Annotated in this window: 21 protein-coding genes; 14 read left to right on the forward strand and 7 right to left on the reverse strand. The window is 62.0% G+C overall.

The window, feature by feature from the left end:
• Positions 1-95 precede the first annotated feature (95 nt).
• Positions 96-869 (reverse strand): SDR family oxidoreductase, encoded by a 774-nt coding sequence (locus CFR80_RS08880; RefSeq protein ID WP_010514888.1) that lies wholly within the window; start codon positions 867-869, stop codon positions 96-98.
• Positions 870-1,012: 143 nt separating this feature from the next.
• On the opposite strand from CFR80_RS08880, the gene CFR80_RS08885 reads away from it, so the two are divergent.
• Positions 1,013-1,912: a LysR family transcriptional regulator gene (locus tag CFR80_RS08885; RefSeq protein WP_110507249.1), complete on the forward strand. Its 900-nt coding sequence runs from the start codon at positions 1,013-1,015 to the stop codon at positions 1,910-1,912.
• 7 nt (positions 1,913-1,919) lie between these two features.
• Here the strand turns inward: CFR80_RS08885 and CFR80_RS08890 are convergent, their stop codons facing one another.
• Complete coding sequence (locus CFR80_RS08890; protein WP_010514886.1) at positions 1,920-3,509, reverse strand: cation:proton antiporter; 1,590 nt, start codon at positions 3,507-3,509, stop codon at positions 1,920-1,922.
• A 753-nt stretch (positions 3,510-4,262) separates the two neighbouring features.
• Here CFR80_RS08890 and CFR80_RS08895 point away from each other — a divergent pair.
• From CFR80_RS08895 to CFR80_RS08920, 7 genes are all read left to right on the forward strand, one after another.
• Positions 4,263-12,848 (forward strand): GH36-type glycosyl hydrolase domain-containing protein, encoded by an 8,586-nt coding sequence (locus CFR80_RS08895; RefSeq protein WP_110507250.1) that lies wholly within the window; start codon positions 4,263-4,265, stop codon positions 12,846-12,848.
• Between the two features lie 186 nt (positions 12,849-13,034).
• The gene (locus CFR80_RS08900; protein ID WP_010514882.1) at positions 13,035-13,304 is read left to right on the forward strand and encodes a hypothetical protein; all 270 of its coding nucleotides are present in this window, start codon (positions 13,035-13,037) and stop codon (positions 13,302-13,304) included.
• Positions 13,305-13,542: 238 nt separating this feature from the next.
• Complete coding sequence (locus CFR80_RS08905; protein WP_010514881.1) at positions 13,543-13,896, forward strand: hypothetical protein; 354 nt, start codon at positions 13,543-13,545, stop codon at positions 13,894-13,896.
• A gap of 84 nt (positions 13,897-13,980) precedes the next feature.
• The gene (locus CFR80_RS08910) at positions 13,981-14,325 is read left to right on the forward strand and encodes a hypothetical protein (RefSeq protein ID WP_010514880.1); all 345 of its coding nucleotides are present in this window, start codon (positions 13,981-13,983) and stop codon (positions 14,323-14,325) included.
• A 2-nt stretch (positions 14,326-14,327) separates the two neighbouring features.
• Positions 14,328-14,474, forward strand: coding sequence for a hypothetical protein (locus CFR80_RS19265; RefSeq protein ID WP_010514879.1), 147 nt, complete (start codon positions 14,328-14,330; stop codon positions 14,472-14,474).
• A gap of 108 nt (positions 14,475-14,582) precedes the next feature.
• Positions 14,583-15,263 (forward strand): type 1 glutamine amidotransferase domain-containing protein, encoded by a 681-nt coding sequence (locus CFR80_RS08915; RefSeq protein WP_110507251.1) that lies wholly within the window; start codon positions 14,583-14,585, stop codon positions 15,261-15,263.
• 15 nt (positions 15,264-15,278) lie between these two features.
• On the forward strand, positions 15,279-16,043 hold the full coding sequence (locus CFR80_RS08920; RefSeq protein ID WP_010514877.1) for a hypothetical protein: 765 nt from the start codon (positions 15,279-15,281) through the stop codon (positions 16,041-16,043).
• A 137-nt stretch (positions 16,044-16,180) separates the two neighbouring features.
• Here the strand turns inward: CFR80_RS08920 and CFR80_RS08925 are convergent, their stop codons facing one another.
• A complete protein-coding gene (locus CFR80_RS08925) occupies positions 16,181-16,396 on the reverse strand; it encodes a hypothetical protein (protein WP_010514876.1) in 216 nt (71 codons plus the stop codon).
• Between the two features lie 575 nt (positions 16,397-16,971).
• Here CFR80_RS08925 and CFR80_RS08930 point away from each other — a divergent pair.
• From CFR80_RS08930 to CFR80_RS08950, 5 genes are all read left to right on the forward strand, one after another.
• A complete protein-coding gene (locus CFR80_RS08930; protein ID WP_010514873.1) occupies positions 16,972-17,487 on the forward strand; it encodes a peroxidase in 516 nt (171 codons plus the stop codon).
• Positions 17,488-17,589: 102 nt separating this feature from the next.
• Positions 17,590-18,270: an RBBP9/YdeN family alpha/beta hydrolase gene (locus CFR80_RS08935; RefSeq protein WP_258367755.1), complete on the forward strand. Its 681-nt coding sequence runs from the start codon at positions 17,590-17,592 to the stop codon at positions 18,268-18,270.
• Positions 18,271-18,580: 310 nt separating this feature from the next.
• The gene (locus CFR80_RS08940) at positions 18,581-18,835 is read left to right on the forward strand and encodes a hypothetical protein (protein WP_010514870.1); all 255 of its coding nucleotides are present in this window, start codon (positions 18,581-18,583) and stop codon (positions 18,833-18,835) included.
• Positions 18,835-20,295, forward strand: coding sequence for a PepSY-associated TM helix domain-containing protein (locus tag CFR80_RS08945; RefSeq protein ID WP_110507253.1), 1,461 nt, complete (start codon positions 18,835-18,837; stop codon positions 20,293-20,295). The genes CFR80_RS08940 and CFR80_RS08945 overlap by 1 nt, the downstream gene beginning before the upstream one ends.
• Before the next feature lie 6 nt (positions 20,296-20,301).
• Positions 20,302-20,568, forward strand: a complete 267-nt coding sequence (locus tag CFR80_RS08950; RefSeq protein ID WP_010514866.1) for a hypothetical protein — start codon at positions 20,302-20,304, stop codon at positions 20,566-20,568.
• Positions 20,569-20,588: 20 nt separating this feature from the next.
• On the opposite strand, the gene CFR80_RS08955 is transcribed toward CFR80_RS08950, so the two are convergent.
• Positions 20,589-21,002, reverse strand: a complete 414-nt coding sequence (locus CFR80_RS08955) for a hypothetical protein (protein ID WP_050017594.1) — start codon at positions 21,000-21,002, stop codon at positions 20,589-20,591.
• Between the two features lie 1,343 nt (positions 21,003-22,345).
• Here CFR80_RS08955 and CFR80_RS08960 point away from each other — a divergent pair.
• A complete protein-coding gene (locus CFR80_RS08960; protein WP_110507254.1) occupies positions 22,346-23,314 on the forward strand; it encodes a ribonucleotide-diphosphate reductase subunit beta in 969 nt (322 codons plus the stop codon).
• 63 nt (positions 23,315-23,377) lie between these two features.
• Here CFR80_RS08960 and CFR80_RS08965 read toward each other — a convergent pair whose 3' ends face one another.
• The 3 genes from CFR80_RS08965 to CFR80_RS19270 are packed head-to-tail and all read right to left on the reverse strand — an operon-like array spanning position 23,378 to position 24,962.
• A complete protein-coding gene (locus CFR80_RS08965; RefSeq protein ID WP_110507255.1) occupies positions 23,378-24,001 on the reverse strand; it encodes a hypothetical protein in 624 nt (207 codons plus the stop codon).
• Positions 23,998-24,801, reverse strand: a complete 804-nt coding sequence (locus CFR80_RS08970) for a hypothetical protein (RefSeq protein WP_110507256.1) — start codon at positions 24,799-24,801, stop codon at positions 23,998-24,000. The genes CFR80_RS08965 and CFR80_RS08970 overlap by 4 nt, the downstream gene beginning before the upstream one ends.
• Complete coding sequence (locus tag CFR80_RS19270; protein WP_181418183.1) at positions 24,798-24,962, reverse strand: hypothetical protein; 165 nt, start codon at positions 24,960-24,962, stop codon at positions 24,798-24,800. Before CFR80_RS19270 ends, CFR80_RS08970 begins: the two co-directional genes overlap by 4 nt.
• Between the last annotated feature and the right edge of the window lie 100 nt (positions 24,963-25,062).

A 25,062-nucleotide genomic window follows, 5' to 3' on the forward strand; every position in this document is an offset into this window, starting at 1 on the left:
CGTCCCCTTACCCATGGCAATGCAGGACCGTTGGATCAGGTCAGGACAGACACGCGTGGGGATCACGGCGGGGGCACCTGTGGAAACTGCTGACCTTATTTCGTGGTGTAACCGCCATTGACCAGAATGGTCTGGCCGGTCATCCACCACCCTTCGGAAACGATAAAGCGGACATGGGGGGCGATGTCCTCGATTTCAGTCAGGCCGGTCCGGCTGAATGGCGACAGGGCTGCAGCCGATTTGTGATAGGCCACGGCTTCAGGCGCTTCCTGCCCATAGAAGAAAGGCGTGTCCATCGGTCCCGGCCCGATGGCGTTGACCGATATGCCACGCGCGCCATATTCCTTGGACGCGGCACGTGTGAAGTGTTCCACCGCCGCCTTGGACCCGGCATAGGTTGAATAGAACGGCGTATAGGCCCCAAGCAGCGATGTGACGATCGTCAGCAGCTTGCCATGGTCATTGAGGTGGATGCCCGCTTCCTTGATAAAGAAATACGCAACACGCGTATTGATCGCGAACATGGAATCGAATTCGGCTTCGCTGGTATCGGCAATCGGCTTTTTCAGTACCTTGCCCACCGTGTTGATCGCGATATCGGGACGGCCGATGGCCTTTACCGTGTCGGCAAACAGCCCGGCCACGGCGCCATCGCGCGTCAGGTCGGCCTGGAACGCGACGGCATTCACGCCTGCGGCCTTCAGGTCGGCAAGGGTTTTTTCTGCCTCGGGCCGTGTGGCCTCGCTGTTGTAATGGATGGCAATGGCCTTCGCGCCATGTGCCGCAAGGTCACGGGCGATCAGACCGCCGAGGTTCTTTGCACCGCCCGCGATCAGGACGGTTTTACCCTTGATGCTATGATCAGCCATATCCAACCTCCATTCATGGTGCGCGGACGGGTGCCGCGCTGTTCATGGTGACAGGTTATCAGTTGGGATTGAGGCATAAAGTTCCCTTTTCTGACAACACATGTCAGAAAAGACGAACAAACAGCAACCTGACGGTGACAGCCGTGGACCGTATCGATCTTTTCCGCATTTTTGCCCGCGTGGTGGAAACCGGCAGCTTCACGCGCGCGGCGGCGACGCTCAACATGCCACGCTCCACGGTATCCACCGCCATACAGGAACTTGAATCCCGGCTGGGCACGCGGCTTCTGGCACGAACCACACGCTCCGTCGCGCCGATGCCTGATGGCGTGGCGTTTTATGAACACTGCGTGCGCCTGGTGGTGGATGTGGCGGAAGCCGAGGCCCTGTTCCGTCATGATCGCAGCAATCCGCGCGGTCTGCTGCGTGTGGACATGCCCGGACGGATCGGGCGGCTGCTGGTTGCCCCGGCACTGCCCGCGTTTATGGACCGTTACCCCGAAATCCGGATCGAACTGGGCGTGACCGACCGCGCCATCAACCTGATCGAGGACGGGATCGACTGCGTGCTGCGTGTCGGTCCCCTGACCGATTCCGGCCTGATCGCGCGCCGGATGGGGGAACTGGACATCATCAGCGTGGCCAGTCCCGCGTACCTTGCCCGTCACGGCACGCCCCACAGCCCTGCTGACCTGCGGACGCACGAAGCGGTGCATTATACCTCTCCCTCCACCGGGCGGGTGGAGGAATGGGAATGGATGGAGGCTGAGCGGACCCGGAGCATGGACCTGCCCGGCCGGGTCAGCGTCAACAGCGCAGAGGCCCTGGTGGCCTGCTGCCTTGCGGGGCTGGGGCTGATTCAGGTTCCGGCCTATGACGTGCGTCACCATATAGCGGCCGGTGAACTGGTGGAGGTCATGCCTCGGTACCGTCCGGAACCCATGCCCATGACGCTGCTCTATCCCCACCGCAAGCACCTGTCGCGTCGCCTGCAGGTCTTTGCCGACTGGCTGGATAACGTGATGACACAGGCCATCGGGTAGGCCAGGGTCAGATCAGCCCGCCTTCCGCCGTCATCTGCTGCAGGTCCAGTTCATGCTCCAGCTGGTGCAGGACGGCGTCATGGATTTCCCCGCTGCGGTGCAGGCGCAGCAGTTCCGCGCGACCCGCGTCTATGGTTGCCAGAAGCGCCTTGTAATGCGCGTCCTTGCGCCCCTGCAGCGCCTGCTGCTCGTGGCTGAAACGTTCCGCCAGTTCCGCGCGATAGGCGTACTGTTCCAGCAGGCGGGAATGGACGATCTGCCCATCCGGGGCATAGGCCAGCTGCCGCATGGCGTGTTCCTGCGAGCGGGCGATCAGCGCGCGGGCCTGCGATACGGACAGGTGATGGCGCTGACCGCGTGGGTGCGCGGGTTCGCCCCCCGTCATGCGGATGACCCAGCCAATGGTCGTGCCCTGCCCCAGAACGGTGACCAGAATGACCACGAAAGTCGCGATCTGCATGATGTCGCGGTTGGGCATTTCCGGTGGCAGGGCCAGCACGATCGCCAGACTGACAACACCGCGCATGCCGCACCATCCCATAATGGCGACAAAGCTGGAAAACCCCCGCCAGCCCGGCCGTCTGCCACGCGGCAGGAATGCGACACGCCCCCCTTCGGTCAGCAGCATCCAGACAAAACGCGACACCAACACCACCATCACGATGCCAGCCACCGGCAGGACCACGTCCTGCGCCACCCATGCCGTGCCCATATGCCGCAGTACGATGGCATGCAGCGAAATGCCGATCAGCACGAACACAAGGGATTCCAGCACGAACACCAGCACTTCCCACACCGCAGCCCAGCGCAGGCGTTCATCGGCGCTGAAAACGTCATGCTGCCGCCAACCCAGCACCAGCCCCGCCACAACGGTGGTAATGACCCCTGAAACGCCAACCTGTTCCCCCCCGATATAGGCCACCCACGGCAGCAGCAGCGTCATGGTGATGCTGAGGATCCGGTCCCGTACCCGCGTCAGCAGCCGTATCCACACCCATGCCAGCACGCCCCCCAGCACCAGACCGCCCAGCGCCAGGAAAAAAAACGTGACCATGGCATGGACGGGCCGGAAACTGCCGGTCAGCACCGCAAGGGTGGCAAAGCGGTAGATGACAAGGCTGGCGGCGTCATCCAGCAGGCTTTCTCCTTCCAGCAGGGTCGTCATCCGTTCCGGCAGGGGCACATGCTTGAGCACCGCCTTCGCCGCCACGGCATCGGGCGGGGCCACGATCGCCCCCAGCGCGGCGCAGGCCGCCCACGGCATGGACGGGATCAGCCACCGTGTCGCGGCCGCCACCGCCAGCGTGGTGAACGCGACCCCGCCCACCGCCAGCTGCAATATCCCCAGCAGGTGCGTCCGGAATGCATGCCAGACGGAAAAATATGCCCCCGCCAGCAGAAGCGGCGGCAGGAACACGATCAGCACCAGGTCGGGATCAATCCCGATCACCGGCACGCCGGGCACCAGCGCAATGGCGATGCCCCCCAGCACCAGCGCCGCTGCCGGCGGCAGGCGCAGCTTGCGCGCCACCAGTTCCAATCCCACGATCAGGACAATCAGCAGCAGGATGAATTCAAACCGCCCTACGTTGGACATGCGCGCCCTACCTGTCAGATTGCCGGGCCTGTCCATCATGACCCCAGGCAATAACGCGCCACGGCAGGGACAGTGCCACGCGCGGACAGGCTGACGGGACGTATTCACATAATAAAATACAGCCCGAACGGTTTTCGCGCCGCGCGACGGACGGCCATGCGCGTGCGCTGCAGCCCCGCATGATATGCGCCCGCCCCATACGCCACAACAAAACGGCGGGTTTCATGTCTTGGTATTCAGTATTGCCTGAAACAGTTCCCATGACGTTCCTGTTCAGGAAAACAGTTTTTCTGACTTTTTATGTCATATATCCAGACGGATATTTTTCAGTTCAAATAAAACGCCAGTAAAATATATGCAACGCAGGCCCGATGGGCACGTTCTGGCCAAGCCTGCGGCAATCAGGTCACACGCACTGACCGCAATATTCCGCAGGCCTGATCCACCACCACCCCTTTATCCCCGGACACAGAGGAGAACAGAGGATGGGTGCATCCCACAAACCCGCGCCGCCGGGACAGACCACACCGTCCGACAGGACACAACCGACAGCCATGCCCGCAACACCGGACCATACCCCGAAAACAGGTGGGGACACAGCCCCCCATCCACCTGACGGGACGCCACCGACGATACTGCGCGGGTCCGTACCCCACGCCCCGCAGCCAAGGAAAAGCCTTTTCCGGAAATAAACGCCTGCACGGGCAGCAGCCTGTCCACAGGCCGGCACGTGCCTGCAACTGGAGCTAGAAAATGGACGGGACCACCACCACCCTCCCACAGCCCGAGCCTGCAGTCCGGTCAACACGACACCCATGGCTTGCGCGCCTGTTCGGTCGCGTGCCGCCGCCCACGTGGGAAGATGACTTCGCCCCGCTGAAAAGCGAGATTTTCGGCATGGAACGGCTGGAAGCCCACGCGCGCAGCCTTGCCGCGGCCCAGACCGTCGCCCCCGACGGACATGCCCGCACACACGGTCGCCCCCTGTCGCGGCGGCTGGCGGAAAACGGGGCGTTCCTGCGCGCAGCCGACGTGCGGATCGCGCAGGATATCCAGAACGGAAAACAGCTTACGCCTGCGGCCCAGTGGCTGGCGGACAATTACGCGCTGGTGGACATGCAGATACGTGAAACGGATCTCGACCTGCCCGCCAGTTATTACGCCCGCCTGCCCAAGCTGGCCAATGGCCCGTTTGCCGGGCTGCCGCGGGTATTTGGCGTGACATGGGCGCTTGTCGCCCATACCGACAGCAACCTGCAGCCTGAAATCCTGTACAACTACCTGCAGGCTTATCAGAGTGTCACGCCGCTTACGATCGGGGAACTGTGGGCGGTCCCGATCACGTTGCGGATCGTGCTGATTGAAAACCTGCGCCGTGTCGTCGGCGCGATCATGGACAATAACGCCAGCAGGCGCGCCGCTGACCAGCTGGCCGACCAGCTGGCCGCCTACCGCAAGGGCACACAGGCGGCCATGGCGGGTTTCCTGGCGGCGGTTGACCCCCGTATCCTCAATAACGCGTTCACCGCGCAGCTTGTCCACCGTTCGCGCGGGCTGGATCCGGAAAAGGACCCTGCCCTTGTCTGGCTGGAACAGCGTATGGCGGACCGGCACACCACCATTGACGACGCGGTGCACGACGATCTGCATGAACAGGGGACGTTCAACGCCACCATACGCAACATCATCACCAGCCTGCGGCTGATCGCCGGTTTCGACTGGACCGAAGCGTTTGAACGGGTCAGCCTGATTGACCGGCTTTTTGCCGACCATGACAGTTTTACACAGGCGGATTTTGCCAGCCGCGACCTGTACCGCAAGGCCATAGAGGATCTGGCCCGTGGCTGCCGCCACAGCGAAATGGATATAGCCAGGCAGGCCGTGGCCATGGCGCATGCAGCACGCGACAGGGGCACGGATGATCCCCGGCGTTGCGATCCGGGCTATTATCTGCTCATGGCGGGACGATCGACGCTGGAGGCGGCCATCGGGTTCCGGCCCACACTGTCGCGCCGTCTGGTCCGGTCCTTCTGCGCCTACGGGATCACGGCCTACAGCATCGTGGTCACGCTGCTTACGCTGCTGTTCATCGCCATCCCGGTGTGGCTGGTCCATCGGGCCGGCATGGAGGTCGCATGGGCCCTGCCAATACTTGCCTTTATTCCGGTTTCAGAGGCGGCGGTCGCCTGCGTCAACCGCCTGGCGCTGGAGGCGGTACACGCCACCACCCTGCCGGGCCTGGAATTCCTGCACGGCATTCCTGCCCATCTGCGCACCATGCTGGTCGTGCCCGCGTTGCTGACAACGGAAAAGACCGTGGACGAACTGGTCGCACGGCTGGAGGTCCATTACCTGAGCGTCCGTGACGACACGGTTCACTTCGCGCTCCTGACCGACTGGACCGACCATGACAGCGCCGACGCCCCCGATGACCAGCACCTGCTGGCACTGGCACGCGCGGGGATTGACAGGCTGAACCGGAAATATGGCGCAGGCGCGCAGGACATGCGTTTTTACCTGCTGCACCGCAGGCGGGTCTGGTGCGAAAGCGAACGGGTCTGGATGGGGTGGGAACGCAAGCGCGGCAAGCTGCATGAACTTAACCGCCTGCTGCGCGGGGCGACCGATACCACCTTCCTGCCCCCCGGACATGCCCTGCCTGCGGGCATACGCTATGTCATCACCCTCGATGCCGATACGCGCCTGCCGCTGGAAACCGTGTGCCGCCTGATTGGCAAGATGGCCCATCCCCTCAATGCGCCACGTTTCGATCCCGTATCCGGACGGGTGCATGAAGGCTACGCCATCCTGCAGCCACGGGTGACGCCATCGCTGCCCGTGGGCCACCAGAGCACGCTGTTTCAGCGCATTTTCGCCAGCGCCAGCGGCATCGACGCCTATTCCGCCGCCGTGTCCGACCTGTATCAGGACATGTTTGGCGAAGGATCCTATGCAGGCAAGGGCATATACGACATCGACGCGTTCGAGGCCGCCCTCGCCCGGCGGGTGCCTGAATCCACCATGCTCAGCCATGACCTGTTCGAAGGGATTTTCGCCCGGGCCGGACTGGTGACGGATATCGAGGTGGTCGAGGAATTCCCCACCGACTACCTTGTCGCGGCCCAGCGGCTGCACCGCTGGACACGTGGCGACTGGCAGCTGCTGCCATGGATCGTGTCCAGCCTGCCGCCGCTCAGCGTGCCGGCACGGGCGCGGCTGTCTGGCATCGCGCGGTGGAAAATGCTCGATAACCTGCGCCGCACGATGTGCATGCCACTGGCGCTGGCAAGCCTTGTGGCGGGGTGGTTCCTGCCGTTCCATGCCGCCCTGATCTGGACGACCTTCATACTGGCGGCGCTGGCGCTGCCTGCTTTCCTACCGGTCCTGCCCGATATCGTGCCCCGGCGGGAATGGATCACGCTGCGCAGTTACCTCAACGTCATCGGCACGCAGAGCGCCGAGGCGGCGGTCATGACCTTTCTGACCATCACCTTCCTCGCCCATCAGTCCGTACTCATGACGGATGCGATAACGCGCACGCTGGTCCGCGTCCTGGTCACGCGCCGCCATCTGCTGCAATGGGTGCCTGCAGCCCAGATCGCGGGACTCATGCGTTCGGGCCTTGGGGGATATTACGGTCGGATGTTCACGGCTCCGCTGCTGGGGTGGGGATGTGTCATGGCCACGGCCATATGGGCACCGTGGAACCTGTTCGCGTCCGTACCGGTTGCCACGCTGTGGTGCCTGTCGCCCGCCGTGGCGATGTGGGCCAGCCGCACGCCGGTCATTTCCGCGCGTTCACGGCCCTCGCGCACCGATACGCGTATCCTGCGCATGGTCGCGCGCCGCACGTGGCGCTTTTTCGAAACCTTTACCACGCCTGCGGACCACATGCTGCCGCCGGACAATTTTCAGGAAGATCCCGCCCCCGTTCTGGCCCGGCGCACATCGCCCACCAATATCGGGCTGTACCTGCTGTGCTGCGCCAGTGCGCGGGATTTCGGCTGGATCGGTCTGGCCGATGCCGTGGCCCGGCTGGAGGCAACCTTCGCCACGCTGGAGACCATGCCGCGCTACCGTGGGCATTTCTACAACTGGTATGCCACCGATGACCTCCGCCCGCTTGACCCGGTGTATATTTCCAGTGTCGACAGCGGCAACCTTGCCGGTCACCTCGTCACGCTGTCCAGCGCGTGCCAGCGATGGCGGGAAAACGGTCCTGAATTCGCCACATGGCGCGAGGGGGTGACGGATGCGCTGAACATCGCGATTACCGACCTGACATTCCGTAATGGCACGCGCATCAGCCACACGCCTGCGGAACGCCAGCTGCTGCGCCTGCTGACAGGACTGAAGAACGCCGTCCTGTCCGCAGACGCCAACCGTTCGGCAACACAGCTGTCGGCCCTGCGTCAACAGGCGGAAGCGGTCATGGACCACGTGGCGGCCCTGACGCCCCTGCCACCGGGCCATGATGAAGATACGGTGGACGAGCGTACGTTCTGGATATCAGCCCCCCTGCGCACGCTGGAAAGCCACCCGCGCGATCTGGATACGGACCTGTACGCCACGCTCGGCTCGCGGCTGGAAACCGTGGCGCAGACGGCGCGGCGCATGGCGCAGGACATGGATTTTGCCTTTCTGTGCAACCCGTCACGCAAGCTGCTGTCCATCGGCTATCTGGTGGGCGAGGATACGCAGGACGCCAACTGCTACGACCTGCTGGCGTCCGAAGCGCGGCTGGCGGTGTTCTTCGCCATCGCCAAGGGCGACATGCCCGCCCATGACTGGTTCCGCCTTGGCCGGTCCATCACGCCCGTGGGCAGCGGGGCGGCACTGGTATCGTGGTCGGGGTCCATGTTCGAGTACCTCATGCCGTCACTGGTCATGCGCGCGCCCATGGGCAGCCTGCTGGAACAGACCAACAAGCTGATCGTGCAGCGCCAGATCGCCTATGGGCAGGATCGTGACATCCCATGGGGCATATCGGAATCCGCCTATAACGCGCGCGATCTTGACTACACCTATCAGTACTCCAATTTCGGCATTCCCGGACTGGGGCTGAAGCGCGGGCTGGGAATGGACACGGTGGTCGCCCCCTACGCCACCATGCTGGCCGCCATGATCGACCCGCAGAAAGCGGTGGCCAACCTGCATACGCTGGAAAGAACCGGGGCGCTGGGCCGGTATGGCCTGTATGAAGCACTGGATTACACGCCCGACCGCGTGCCCGACAGCCAACGCGTCGCGATCATCCGCGCCTACATGGCCCATCATCAGGGCATGTCCATCCTTGCGGTGGCCGATGCGATCATGAATGGCGTCATGCGCGCACGGTTTCATGATGACCCGGTCATTGCCTCGGCCGAGCTGCTGCTGCAGGAACGTGCCCCCCGCACCGGCGCCGTCGCCCGTCCCCTGCCGTCCGAGGACGATACCCATACCCCCGTTCATGCCATAGCAACACCCGCAGGGCGTTACGTGGACCGTGCCGACATGGGGGGACCGGTCACGCACCTGCTGTCCAACGGGCGGTACACGGTCATGCTGACGGCGGCGGGATCGGGCTACAGCCGGTGGCAGGGACAGGCGATCACGCGCTGGCGCGAGGATACGACGCGCGATGAATATGGTCAGTACCTTTATATCCGTAACCGCAGGACAGGCCGCCTGTGGTCCGCCGGGATACAGCCGACCGACAGCCCGCCCGATGAATACGCCGTGGTCTTTCATGAAGACCGTGCCGAATTCGCGCGTCGCGACGGAACCGTCACCACTACGCTGGATGTGCTGGTTTCGGCGGAAAATGATGCGGAAGTACGTCAGGTCTCGGTCTTTAACGCAGGCAGCGAGACGCTGGACCTGGACATCACGTCATATACCGAACTGGCGCTGCTGGCGCAGAACGCCGACCTGGCGCACCCGGCCTTTACGAAGCTGTTCGTACAGACGGAGCATATCCCCCAGTCACGCGCCCTGATCGCAACACGGCGCCGGCGCACCGGTGACGAGCCGGAGATATGGGTGGCCCATCTGGCGCTGTGCGATGCCCCGATCGAGATTGAAACGGATCGTGCCCGCTTCATCGGTCGCAGGCATGACGCACGCCAGCCCGCCGCCATGGCCACCCGCGCCCCCCTGTCGGGCACGACGGGGACGGTGCTGGACGCTGTCTTTTCCATCCGGGCACGGGTGTCCGTCCGTCCTGGCGCGGTGGCGCGCGTCGCCTTCTGGACCATGGTTGCCCCCAGCCGCGCGGCCCTGCTGGACCTGATCGATACCCATCAGGACCATGCCGCGTTCGAACGCGCGCGCACGCTGGCATGGACACAGGCGCAGGTGCAGTTGCGCCATCTGGACATGTCCCCATCGCAGGCGGACCTGTTCCAGCGGCTGGCGGGGCATATCGTGTTCGCCACCCGCGCCCTGCGCGCCAGCCCGGTGGACATCGCGCATGGGGCGGGTGCGCAGCCCCTGCTGTGGGAACAGGGCATTTCGGGCGACCTGCCGATTGTCGTGCTGCGCGTACGCGAAAATTCCGCCACGGATATCGTCCGCATCCTGCTGCTGGCGCAGGAATATTTCCGGCTCAAGCAACTGGCGGTGGATCTTGTCATCCTGAACGAACACCCGTCGTCCTATCTGCAGGACCTGCAGGTATCGCTTGACCAGCTTGTCCGCGCCAGCCCCCGCGCGGCAGGGGCCACAGGGTCCGTGCGCGTGTTGCGCGCCGACCTGATTACGCCCGCCGTGCGCCATCTGATCATATCCGTGGCGCGTGTCGTGCTGGATGCGGATCACACCCTGTCCGAACAGCTTGACCAGGGGGAAAGGCCGCGTGCACGCCCCTTCCCACCCGCGCAGCCCCCCGTCCCGCCGCAACCTTCGGCATTTGCCGTGCCGCCGGTGCCCGCGCTGGAATTCTTCAACGGCCATGGCGGCTTTGCCGAAAACGGGCGGGAATACGTGATCGTGCTTGGCCCCGGACAGACCACGCCCGCGCCATGGATCAACGTGATCGCCAATGACGCATTCGGCTTCCAGGTCTCGGGCGAAGGCAGCGGCTATACATGGTCGGGCAACAGCCGCGAACACCAGATCACGCCGTGGTCGAACGATCCGGTCACTGACCATACGGGGGAGGTCTTCTATTTCCGCGACGAGGACACCGGCACCCTGTGGTGCCCCACCGCCACCACCCGGCGCGATGCCGGAGCGACCTATGTCACCCGTCATGGACGCGGTTATACCCGTCTGGACCGCGTGGCGCACGGGGTGGCCAGTTCCCTGCTGCAATACGTGCCGGTATCGGACCCGGTCAAGATCACGCGCATACAGCTGCATAACCAGTCGGACCGGCCGCGTACCCTGTCCGTCACCGCGTATGTGGAATGGGTGCTGGGGCCCGCGCGCAGCACTGCGGCCCCCTTCATCATGACCGAACGCGATGGGGAAACCGGCGCGCTGTTCGCGCGCAACCGCTGGAATGCGGAATATGCGGACCGCACGGCCTTTGCCGATATCGGCGGATACATGACGGCCTGTTCGGGTGATCGTGCCACCTTCATCGGCCCCTATGGCACGATGGCGGATCCCCTTGCCTTCGCCCATGCCAATGGCGTGCAGGGGGCGACCGGCGCCGGGCTGGACCCGTGTGGCGTGGTACAGACAATGGTGACCCTGCCACCGGGGGGACGGGCGGAAATCGTGTTCCTGCTGGGTGAAGGCACGGACACGGACCATGCCCGAGCCCTGATCGGTCAGTACCGTACCACGAACCCCGACCATGTGCTGGAGGCGGTTCACCGCCACTGGGATACGGTAACCGGCGCAATACAGGTCCAGACCCCCGACCGCACGATGGACATCATGCTCAATGGCTGGCTGCTGTACCAGTCGCTGGCCAGCCGGGTACAGGCACGGGCCGGATTTTACCAGGCCAGCGGGGCATATGGGTTCCGTGACCAGTTGCAGGATGGCATGGCGCTGGCGCTTTCATGCCCGGACCGGGTACGCGCGCACCTGCTACGGGCCGCGTCACGGCAGTTTGTCGAAGGAGACGTGCAGCACTGGTGGCTGCCCAATACCGGGGCGGGCGTGCGGACCCATATTTCCGATGACTGCGCCTGGCTGGCCCATACCGTGGCGCATTATGTCACCACCACGGGCGATACGGGCGTACTGGATGAGTGCATTCCCTTTCTGGAGGCCCCGCCGCTGCCCATTACCGAACATGACCGCTTCATGATCCCCGCAATTTCCGGACACAGCGGCACATTGTTCGAACACTGTGCCCGCGCGCTGGACCACAGCCTTGCGACAGGCAGCCATGGCCTGCCGCTTATGGGCACGGGGGACTGGAATGACGGCATGAACCGCGTGGGAGAACAGGGACGGGGCGAAAGCGTGTGGCTGGGGTGGTTCCTGCATGACGCGCTGACCACCTTTATCCCTCTGGCACGTGCCCGTGGGGATGATGCACGCGTGCAGGCGTGGCAGGACCATGCTGCCGCGCTTGCCACGGCACTGGAGGCGACATGGGATGGCGACTGGTACCTGCGCGCCTATTTTGATGACGGCACACCGCTTGGCTCACACACCAGCGCGGAATGCCAGATCGATGCCATTTCACAGTCATGGTCCGTGCTGTCGGGTGTCGCCGTGCCCGAACGGGCGCAGCACGCCATGCGATCGGCCATGACGCGGCTTGTCCGCCCGGACGAAGGGCTGGTCCTTGTCCTGACCCCGCCATTTGACGCCGTTGGCCCGGACCCGGGCTACATCCGCAGCTACCCGCCCGGCATACGCGAAAACGGCGGCCAGTACACCCATGCCGCCCTGTGGACCACCATGGCCATGGCGACACTGGGGGATGGAAACCGCGCCCATGCCCTGTTCCATACCCTCAACCCGATCAATCACGCATCCAGCCGCGAGGACGTGGCGCGTTACAGGCTGGAACCTTATGTGGTCGCGGCCGACATCTATTCATGCCCGCCCCATGTGGGCCGGGGGGGATGGTCATGGTACACCGGGTCGGCGGGATGGATGCAACGCGTGGGGACAGAGACGATTCTCGGCCTGCGCGTACAGGGCAGGCAGCTGCTGATAACCCCCTGCATCCCCGATGCATGGCCGGGGTTCACGGCCACGGTGCGCTGGCGCACGGCAACCTATCACGTTGTCGTTCACAACCCCGACCATGTGTGTCACGGCATACGCCATGCCACATGCGACGGTAATCCCCTGCCCCCCACCGGCACGGTCGAGATGGTGGATGACGGGCAGGCCCATAGCGTGGAGATTACATTGGGACCGCAACCCGCCCCGCCGGGCTGACAGCATGACGACATGCGTATTCATGAAATATTCGCGCATGAAAGGATAGGAAAAAGTCAAGAACCATTCCGCCCATGCCCCGTTAACCAGAACATGGCAGGCAACCACGTGGCCCCGCACTGCTTCACATGCATATGCAGGGCCAGCAGGTACGAACCGTCCCCATTCCCATAACGGAGGAAGACCATGCCCGACCAACCGCATGTTTCCGTACAGACCCCATATGCCCTTCATGCGCCCGAGGGGCATGCCACACCGCCGCCGGGCGACGGTGACAAGGCAACCGGCCAGCCCCGCGCGGGCGAGGACGAGCCGGAATCCACCCGCGACAATGATGAACGTGTCGAGGCTACAAGCCACAAGGGCAGACACCAGGATCAGGCGGGATGCGACGAACACGCCGCCGAGAAAGATGCACCGGCAACGCCCGGATCCGATCAGTCATCAAAACGGTGACGCCGGGCATGCTGCCTGACGGGGCGCGCTGACCTGCACGGACATGTCGGGTCAATACGAAAACCAAGAACAATCACTGGCCTGACCATGTATTCATCCATTCCGGCATAAATGATGTGTTTGGCCATATGGGTAGGGATGCACGAACGCGCACCGGCCTGACAAACATGATGCAACCTTTCGACCCATGAATGCTTTTGTGGTCAGTCCATTCACCTGAATGAAAGCAGACGATACCATGACAAAGACAATGCATTCCGCCCTGCTGGCGGCATTTATCGCCAGTGTGCCGGTCATGGCCGTGGCACAGACCGGCACGGAAACAGTCCCGGCGCCAACGGCTGATTCCGCGGCATCCGAAGTGGGCAGGAACCCGCCTTCCGCGACCGCACCAAACGGGCAGCGGGTGGAACCTTCCGACAAGTTGTGGAACAACCCGCGCACTGTCGATGAACAGCCTGGCACACAGCCACCGACGAGTAGCGACACCTCCACCCGGTCCACCCACCACAAACACATGCACGACAGTTATGGTCGTAGCAGCCGCGGCGGTAACAAGACCCCGTCCCCCGCCGATAGCGGTGAACAGTAAACAATACTGACATACCCGGTCCAACCGGCAGGGAGACAGGGTGCAACCCCATGTTTCCCATACGTAAGCCAGATGAGAACAGCCATGTTTACATCTTCCATCCACGCCTTCGGACAGGCCCCCCTGCCGCCACCGGGGCCGCCCCTGCCGCGCGATTATCCGCCCCTTGGCCCGCAGGACCCGTTCCCGTTCGATACCCCTGATCCGCAGCCACCCCCACTTCGCAACCGGGCCTGCTACCATCAGGCTGGTGGACATTCATACTGGACAGGAACCACGGCCATGCAGGACAGACCCGACCCTGACAGGGAAAAGCCCCAGACCCCTGAAGAAAAGCAGGAAGACGAAGGGCGCGATGAAGCGCTTGATGAAAGCTTTCCCGCCAGCGACCCTCCCGCCCAGGGGCGTTCGACCGGACCCAAAAAATAACCATGCCGCATGGTGCGGCAACTGACCAGGACAGACAGGACGGCATGTATTTCAGAAATGAATACATGCCGTTCCTGTTTTTTATTGCTGTCAACCAGACCGGCCCATTCCCGATGAACACCACCTACCCGCCTGCTGGCACAGAATGATTGGAACATCCCCCACAACCAGTCGTTATGACACCAGCAGATTGTGTGCGGAAAGCTGGCAGAAAATGTGCCTCCGCCCCAGTCTTTTACAGCCGATGGAGAACGATCATGGCCAACCATGTGTTCAATACGGTCCCCGCCCAGGACAATATGCCACCGACATCCGGCGCCATGCCCGCGCATGATGCACGGACACATCCCGATGCCGAACGGCATGGTGGCACGCGCCGTGCCCCCCTGGATGGCCGGACCATTGCAATCCTTGCCACCAACGGGGTGGAGGAAGTGGAACTGACCGAACCCGTCGCCGCGTTGCAGCAGGCCGGGGCGCAGACGGTCCTTGTCTCCCCCACCCATGGTTATATCCAGGCCATGAAGGCGGATGTGATCCCGACCCACCGTTATCAGGTCGACATGCTGGTGGCACAGGCCCATGCACGCAACTTTGACGGACTGGTCCTGCCCGGCGGTACGACCAGTCCCGATCACCTGCGCATGGACGAGGACGCCGTGCGCTTTGTCAGGGAATTCGTCCAGGCCAACAAGCCGATTGCCGCGATCTGTCACGGACCATGGACCCTGATCAATGCCAACGGGGTGCGTGGGCACCGGATGACATCGTGGCCATCCCTGCGCGCGGACCTGACCAATGCGGGTGCGCACTGGGTAGATGAAGAGGTGGTGAGCGATGGCACGCTGGTCACATCACGCAATCCGCACGACCTAAAAGCGTTCTGTCCGGCCATTGTGGCGCTTTTTGCAGCAGCCCTCCATCACGCCCCCCAATAGGACGGGAGACAGGACATGATGGAAAACCGCACTTTTCTCAAATGTTATGCATCTTCCATGCTCTGCGCCGCAGCAGCGACGCTGGGGGCGGGGTTTATTGCATGGTGGCGTGGCCGCAGGGTGAACACGGCGCCCGCACCGCCCCCGCAGGAACCGGCCGCACGGGAAAGCAGGCCCGTCGAGAATGCACAGGCCGAAACCGACGCCACGCGCCATGTCGCGCGCCGGGTCATACAGTATTTTGTCATACCCATCTGGCTGGTCTCCGGCCTGACCGACTGGTGGTGCCACCGGCGGACGGATATCGAACATACCACGGGCCTGAAGGAAAGTGGCCTGCACCTGCTTATGCTGGGGGAAGCGGCCTTTCCGGTTCTGGCCGGACTGTTCATGGAAATCGATGTCCCGGTCCTGTCGTTCATGATCGCATCATTTTTCGTGCATGAAGCGACAGCCATGTGGGATGTCAGCTACGCCGTGACACGGCGCGAGGTGCAACCGGTGGAGCAGCATGTCCACAGCTTTCTGGAAATGGTGCCGCTCATGGCCGTTTCCCTGATCGCAGTCCTGCACTGGCCGCAGGTACAGGCCCTGCTGGGGCGCAGGGTCATCCGTTCCACGCCGCCGCGGCTGAAGCGGGAACCGCTTGGCCTGCCCTATGCCCTTGGGGCGCTGGGCATGATGGCGGTGTTTGAAGTCCTGCCGTATTGCGAGGAAGCGCTACGTGACTGGAAAGCCAACCCCGGCCGGCTGACCCCGCCCGCAGGCCAGCCAGCCTGACGCAGATGGCCGGGTCGACCCCTGCCCCATGACAGGATCACAACAGAACAGCCCGGACGGAACGTATCCGTCCGGGCTGTCAGGCATTCGTCCTGCCCTTCATGCGGCACCATGACTGCATGTGATCCGGCGCATTGTCATTTTCCGCCTGTGGCATCGTGCCTGTCCACATGGGAACGGCGGTAAAGGCGCGCGACCTGTCTGGTCACGTCATCCGATCCGTGCAGGGTGCGGTTATGGAATGCCCGCACGCTGTCATGCGTGGCATAGAAGCGGCGCGTCTGGCGGTCCGCCTCCAGAATGACGGTGCCGAGGAACGTGCCGTCGATTTCGATGATACGGGATTCAAGCATTGAAAAAACTGCCCTTGCATGTCCGTGGCGACGCACGGACGGTTTCCGGCAGGATTTCCGCCGGCTGTTTTATGGAACGGCCGCCCGCATGACGGGAGCGGCAGGGATGGTGCGACATCGACCGGAGCAACGCATTCGCATGGCTGGCTGGATCATGGGGAATCATCCTGCATGATGGGAGCGGTATGTATTTCAGCGGGAACAATACACGTCAGGCGCCCTGCGTCAACACATAATAACATTATGACAGTGGTATTATACATATATCATTTAATTTTCGTTGTTTATGACATTTTGAAGACATTTTTTAATTTTTACAGTCTCTTAAACAGGAATTCTTTCCGCAGGAATGCCTTTTAACGATTGGGGGACAATACCCTCCTCCCCATGCGCATCCGCTGCACAGTGCGCATGGCGGGAGGTTTTCACGATCAAAAGTGTCATAACTTTTTGTTAAATTTTTATATGACATTTTTTATATGCACATTTTTCTGGATGTGATTATATAATCCACATAAGGAATGATGGAACCACCGACCCGCACCCGTGGCGCCCCCGTCATCAGGAGACAGGCAATGGCAATTTTCCCCGGCTGGAAAGCCCCGGATTTCATGACCGAGACAGGCATTGGGCCAATCCGTTTCCATACATGGGGTCATGGATGCTGGCGTATTGTCCTGACGCACCCGGGGGATTACAGCATACACAGCCTGCGGGCCGGGCTGCGATGGGCGCGTACGCGTGCGCAGCCAGTGCGCCTGCTGGGCCTTGCACCCATGACCCCTGCCCTTCTGGCGGGCGTGATTCCCCTCCCCTCCACAAGAGCGGCGGCAGAGGTGCCGGATTTCCCGATCGTTCATGATGAAACAGGCCATATTGCCGCGCTGTGGCGGGGTGTCACGGTGGATGTCGGACCGGGCGGCGGGGACATGGAAGAACATGCCGCCTTCATTGTGGACCCCGGTAATACAGTGCGCAGTACACTGATCCACCCGGTCGCGACGGAACGCGATTTCAATGACATCATCCGCGTGGCGCATGGGCTTGGTGCAGGTTGTCCACCCCTGAAGCAGACCCCGCGTGCTGCATAGAAAACAATGAACGGGTGGCCCATGGCCACACTGGTTTTCCCTTATATCGGGAGTAAGACAATGTCCCTGCATATGCATCCTGAGCAGATGCCTTCGGCCATAATGCCTGTTGTTCCGCCCGACATGCCGCCTGTCCCGGATGGCAGGATACCCGCCGGAACGACAGTGATACAGGCCCTGTCCGGTTTTGACGTCGTCATCGTGCCAGGGCTGGACGGGTCGGGGCCGCAGCACTGGCAGTCACAATGGGAACTGTTTTTCCGCATGCATGGGGTAACGGTGCGGCGGGTGCAGCAGGACAACTGGACACATCCCCATTATCCGGACTGGGTGCAGGGCCTGCAACATGCCGTGCAGACCTGCCACCGGCCCGTTATCCTTGTTGCCCACAGCCTTGGCGCCATACTGGGCGTACGCATGGCGATCGAACAGGGGGCTGCGGGTATCGTGGGGGCATTTCTGGTCGCACCGGCGGATATCGACCATCATCACGGTCCCGAAGCGACACGGGTGGCCGGTTTTGCGCCACTGCCCGCAACACCGCTGCCTTTTCCCGCCGTGCTTATGGCCAGTCAGGATGACGAATGGCTGCGCATGCCCCGTGCCCGTGACCTTGCGGCCCGGTGGGGGGCGACACTGATCGATGCTGGCGCGGTTGGCCACATTGGCAATCACGCCCGTGTCGGGCTATGGCCTGACGGTATGACAGCGCTGGAAAATCTGGTCCGTCTCATCCGCCAGCGTGCGCTCCACTCCGGGACAGGCACGCCGCGCCTGTCGTAATTACACACCCGACCGATACGCTGGCGATCGGCTTGCGCGCCCCACGACAGCCTGACCCGAGACCACCCGCACGGGCACCGGTGCGCAATGGCGTCCGCCGGGGGGCATGATGGCCTGCTGCATGGTCGTCACGCTGACCGCCGGCATGAATTCAGTGCGACCAGCGGCGACGTGTGGATGGCGTTACGGTTCATAATAAAAAATATCCCGTATCCCTTCGCATGACAGGGCTTTCCATGGCATAGACACAAATGCAAATGCGTCGCATTTATTTATGATGCCGTAACGGAAGGGAGCCGTAGCGATCGATATGACACAGGACAGGATGCGCCTGACACGCAACCGGGTGGGCGGCATTCTGTCTGCCTGCCTGGTTTCTTACGCGCTTGCCCATTCCATGGTCATTGCCAGCATATCAGCCAGCGCCGCCACCATGCAGCTTGGCCAGATCATCGCCCTTGCCTGCCTGCCCGTGTTGATCGTGCTATGTTTCAGTTCGTCTGCGGGGCTGCTGTCAGTCTGCATGGGTGGCGGCCTTGCAGTCCTTGTCGAACTGGTTTCGTAATGCGTGAAACCCTGCGTACCCGTCTGGGGTGGCTACATGCCTGGGCCGGTTTTCTGGTCGGACTGATCGCGACGTGTATTTTCATGACGGGCACCCTGTCGGTATTTGATGAGGAAATGACACGGTGGATGCAGCCTGAAAACCAGGTACCGGCCAACGCCCCCCTGACGGACACCGCGCTGGATGCCGCGGCAGCCCTGATCCATGAACAGCAGCTGCGCGGATCATCGGTTTTCCTGACCCTGCCATCCCCGCGGTCGCCCACCCTTGATGTGCTGCATTACGACGGGCAGAAGTTTGTCGGCACACTGTTCGACCCGCGCAGTGGTGTACCGATTACGGTACGTGCCACCATGGGGGGCACGTTCTTCTTCACTTTCCATTACACGCTGCTGGCCGGAACGACGGGCACCCGTCTTGTCGATATTCTTGGCATCATCCTGCTTGTCACGATCGTGTCGGGCGTTGTCATACACCTGCGCGCGCTGGTGCCGGACATTGTCATGCTGCGCCTGTCCGCTGCGCGGCTGCGGGGATGGCTGGATGCCCACCTGCTGGTCGGTGTGTTGTTCCTGCCATTTACGCTCATGATCATCTACACCGGCACCGTGGTCAACGCGAACCTCATCCTGCCCGCAACACCGCTGACACACCTGTTCGCCCCGGAAAAGCCGGAAACGCCCGCGACCGGTCCGGCTGTCACCAACGCCGCTCCGCCGCCGCTGCCCGCGCTCGCCCCCCTTCTGGCGACGGCGCGCCGCAGCCTGCACGGTCGCGAGATCGGATTTATCCTTTTTTCTCCTGACCGGCTGAGCCTGTACGCCAGCGATGCATCCGGACCATTCCTGACCCGCGACCACGCCGATTTCAGCCTGCCGGACGGGCACCTGCTGGGCACGACCACAACACCCGGCCCGATTGCCCATACCATACAGGCCATGCATGGACTGCATTATGCCCGCTTTGCCCCGTTGGGGTTGCGGTGGCTGTATTTCCTGTCGGGACTGTGCGCCACGGGCATCATTGCCAGTGGACTGGTGCTGTTCATTATGAAACGCCGCCGCGCATCAGGGCTCCGGATCGGTTTTCGCATTGGTGAAGGTCTGACAATTACGACCGTTACCGGACTGCCCATCAGCATACTGGTGTTCCTGTGGAGCAACCACCTGCTGCCCGCCACCATGACGGGACGCGACAGGCTGGAAACCGGCCTTCTTTTTGGTGCATGGATTTTATGTGCCGGACATGCCGCCCTTCATTCCACCAGCACATCCATGAATACGGCCTGGCGGCCACAACTGGTCATGATCGCATTGCTGGGGGGCGGCCTGCCGGTGCTTGATATCGTGACCTGCCCCCATGCGGTCCGCAGCCTGTGGGCAATCCATGCCGGAATGGACGGGATGGGCGTGCTTGCCGCCATCATGGCGCTGTATGCCCGGCGTCAACTGCGGGGATGACGGAACATGATCTTTGTCATCATCTGCGGGCTATGGCTGCTGGCATTTACGTGCCATGTGCGGCTGCAGCCAGCCCGTTACCGGTTTGCACGGCTGACGCCACCCGGGCGGTGCATGGCAATCATGGGCCGGGTTGCCGCACCTGCCTGTGCATTGATGCTGGCAATCCGGCCTGATGGGATGACAGGCATACTGACATGGTTCGCCAGCCTGTCGATTACGGGCCTGCTTGTGGCCCTGTGGCTGGCATTACGCCGCCGAACGGCCGCGTAATCCCAACCAGCGGACGGGCGTTACCATCCACCCCAGCCCCAACCGCCCACATAGCCACCATAAGGATAGCCATAATAGCCGGGATACCCGTAAGCAGGATAACCGTAACCGTATCCATAACCATCGTAATAACCCGGCGGACCATACCATCCCGGGCCACCCCAGCCGCCACCACGCGGCCCCCTGTCCCAGCCACCGCCGCGAGGGCCGCCACCGGGACCACCATACCCCGGGCCACCCCGACCGCCGCCGGGTCCACCAAAGCCCGGACCACCACGACCACCACCGCCGGGTCCACCCGGACCGCCATGTCCCCCGCCACCCGGACCACCACCGGGACCATGCTGCGCATGGGCGCACGACAGCGGAAAAACCGGTGCGGCGGCCAGCGCCATGACGGTAAAAGCCGTCATCAGGGATTTCATATACTTCATTACCGTACTCCTCTCCGCCTAAACTGATATCAGCCCACGACAAAACAATGGCGAATTGTCACATTAGTGTATCAATACCACATCCATTTCGGGATACAGGCCTGATTCCCCTGCATGACCTGTCGCAGTCGACAGAAAAATATAGACCTCGCCAATACCGAGAAGGACCGGTAGAGGGCAGATTTACCTGTGACATGAATACCATGCTGCCGCATCCATATGCCCGACAGCACCCAAAAAACGGCTTACGAAGCGTCCTGTAAATCTACTGAAATTTTTTGGTAAAACTTTTTTCAAAAAGCTGAGGAAAACCTCGTCTTAAAAAAGGCGACATTCAAAAACTTTTATTTATTTTTATTAATGATTCATTTTCAAACAGCTTTCCATGCGCATCGACCGCGATACGATAGGCCATTTGATTACAGGGGAGGGATGGTCCGAACGTTATGGACAAGATCGTACCCTGCAGTCTTTTCAAGCGCCGGAATTGCGTTCATGTCGTGATGATCGCCCGGACTGACTGTCATGGATAAAGTTCAGGCAGGTTTCACGATCCGACGTAATCAATATGCCATCATTGCCACGAAACCATCCCGAACGGCATCGGGTATTTCTGGAGGCAGACCAATCCGGAATTTTTATTCGGTGGGGTAAACCAATCGCCAGAGCATGCCGGGCAAGGCACTTCCTCACGCTGGCGCCAAAAATTTCCAGGTGAAGCTTTTACAGAAAACCTTGGAAAAAGGCCGCCTGCTGATTCGTCCCGTGTTTCATCAACCGGTCAATTAAACATGTCGCTTCATGAAAGACAGAGCCGAGTGGCCTGGTGACACGACGCGGTGCAGGATACAGCCGGGCTTTCCCATAAAAGCCCGGCCATACGCATTCAGGCTGGCGCGCCCGGCAGCGGCAGTTCGCCTGTCAGGAAATTACATCATTGTTTTAATTGAATAAGTTTCCGTATTTTCTGTTGGTATCAGCAAAATTCGCCTATCGCGAAAGAAACCGCACTTGTACCATTCATCAATCCGTGCCTATAATGCCCGTGCTGCGGCGGTCCCATCTTCAATTGGTGATCCGGGCGCAATGGCCGTCGCAGCACCGCATTTCTAGAGGCTTTCGGGTCGCGGCGGGTGGAAGCCCCGCACCAGTTTTAGGTTCCAGATTCTATGGCGGCGTGGATGGACACGCGGGAAGACGAACGTGAAGCCGAGGCGGCATTTTGCTGAGCATGTAGGCTAAGCCCAAACGATAACAGCCGGTATCAAGCCCGGCCCGCAGTAATCTGGCACAGAGCGGCAGGGCCTTCGGGTTCCTGCCGTTTTCGTCTGTAAGGAACGAAGATGACACAGACCCTTCTCACACCCAGCCCGGTATACAAGCCCTTCCGCTATCCGTGGGCGTTCGAGGCATGGAAAACCCAGCAGTCCTTGCACTGGCTGCCCGAGGAAATCCCCTTGGGCGATGACGTGAAGGACTGGAACAATAACCTGTCCGATACGGAAAAATATCTGGTCACCCAGATCTTCCGCCTATTCACCCAGCAGGATACGGAAGTCGAGAACGCCTATATCGACCTGTATATGCCCCGGTTCAAGCCGACCGAAGTGCGAATGATGCTGTCAGCGTTCACCAATATGGAATCCATCCATCAGGCTGCCTACAGCCACCTGCTGGACACCATCGGCATGCCGGAAACCGAATATGCTGCCTTCCTTGAATATGAGGAAATGGCAGCTAAGCACGAGTTCTTGCAGCGGTTCAACATGGACGATCACCACAATACCGCCCTGTCCATGGCCGTTTTTGCCGGGTTTACCGAAGGGCTACAGCTATTCGCATCCTTCGCCATGCTGCTCAACTTCCCCCGGCATAACCGGATGAAGGGCATGGGGCAGGTCGTGACGTGGTCCGTGCGGGACGAGAGCCTGCACGTTGAATCCATCACGCGCCTGTTCAAAACATACATGCAGGAGTTCGGGCATCAGATCGACAAGGCTGCCGTGGCAGATGCCATTCATCTGGCCTGTCGTGAGATCGTGACCAACGAGGACCGCTTCATTGACCTGGCTTTCCACATGGGGCCAGTCGAGGGGCTGACAGCCGCCGAGGTCAAGCAGTATATCCGCTTCATCGCCAATCGCCGCCTGATCGGGCTGGAACTAGACCCGATCTATGACGTTCCCAGCAATCCCCTGCCGTGGATTGATGAAATGATGAACGCGGTCGAACACGCCAATTTCTTTGAGAACCGGGCGACCGAATACAGCCGGGGCGCTACACTTGGAACCTGGGATGAGGCTTTCGATTGAGGTCGGGCACTTCCTTCCTGCACCCTCTCCGCAAACAGAACAGCCGGTGCAGCCAGCGCCAGATCACCGATGACCGCCCACGAACGGCACGTCAGGCTCATGCCTGACACACTCGCCTGCGTCCCAGGTATCAATCATCGCCTGCACCCTCCCTCGCAGTTCCTCCCGATCGGCAATCAGTCGGGCTGCCTCAGCGTGCCGGGCATCATCATTCTGCGCGAACATGGACGCCTCATAGCCAAGCTGACGGCCCATCTCCACATCCGGCATGGATGATAGGGGCGCGTAGGACACTGGCAGGCTAACCTGCTGCCCGCGCACTCGGCTTGCATCGGCCTGCACGCCGAACGTGGGCGCGGTCGTGATTGCCCCTACGGTGAACTGTCCGCCCTGCGTGAACTGCCCGGACAGTTGCAGCGTCACGTCGCCTGCAATTGTGCCTACCACCGGGTCGGGCCGGTCCTGACTGCACTGCGCCGCCCGGACAGCGCGGACGAACAGCGCGTCCTGATCTTCTGTCCAATCGCCTGCGTGCGATACCGAAACCACCCCGGCCTGCGCCAGACTGGTCTGAATGCCTGCCATGGCCTGCGGAATGGTAGTTGCGACGCGGGCCGGGTGGACAGCGCACCCCGACAGGCCGACCATGCAGGCGAACAGGAAGGCTGCGCGGTCGCCTCGGTTCACGCTACACCCCGCAGATATGCCGCATTGGCCTCAACCAGCGCCGTCCAGTCATCACCAGCCGGATACAGGCCGCCGGGCGCGTGCAACTGACCCCATGCCAGCCCGTGCGCTTCCATGATCCGCGACCGGACCCATCGCCATGTTGCTTTCTGCTTGCCGCCCCATGTCAGCAGGGTGACCAGATCAGTGTCATCAGTGCCCGCGTAGTCCCACAGCAGTAGGCAGTGGCCGCCCGCGCTGCCCGGCGTCGGGTCGCCATGGTCAGCCGGGCTGTCCGTGTCCCACACAGGCGGCAGGTTGCCATCCTGGTCTTCCCACATATCCGCCGTGGCAAGCTGCACGCCCAGATAGGCAGCAGACAGGCCTGCGGTGATGTTGCGGATTCCGTTCAGGTCGCCCGGATCGGCACTCCCCCAGCACGGATACAGGGTCTGATCGGTCAGGGCGCATCCGTCACGGGACGCTGATGTCAGCACATCAACCTCCACGCCACCGTTGTCCGTGTTCGGGTTGCCTGGCACGTAGCCGGTGGACTGGCTGTAGAACCGGATTGCCGCTTCTGTGGTGATGCCTGCCACGTCAAAGCCAGCCAGCGCAGCCGTGGCGTGCATGTGGTTGAAGATGCCTGCGCTGGTGCAGTCCCCCAGCGCGTCATTGCCCAACATGCCGGGGTGCGGGTCGATATGGTCACGGATCAGCCGCGCCGGAGCCTGCCGGGAGCAGAACCCGCGCATGACGGACAGATGCGGCTGGCCGGGCCGGTGTTCAGCCGGGCGGCAGCCGAGGAAGCGTTTTGTCATTTTGTATTATCCGATGGATCAGGCGCAGGCGGCCCGAGCGTGTCGTCAATCTGGCGCCTGCGCTGATGTTCCCGCCATGCGGCGATGCCGAACGCCAACACCTGCGAGAACGCCGCGCCGGTCAGGAACAGGCCCAGACCAGCGAGAGAATGAATGGTCAAAGCGCGTTACTGTCTTCATCGCGCGCGACCGAAAGGCGGCGCAGGCCGTCGCGCAGGATGCGGTTATCGCTGGCGAGGAATGGCAGCCCGTGACGGTCGT

Origin of the sequence: Komagataeibacter oboediens (assembly GCF_003207815.1) — a bacterium.
Classification (GTDB): domain Bacteria; phylum Pseudomonadota; class Alphaproteobacteria; order Acetobacterales; family Acetobacteraceae; genus Komagataeibacter; species Komagataeibacter oboediens.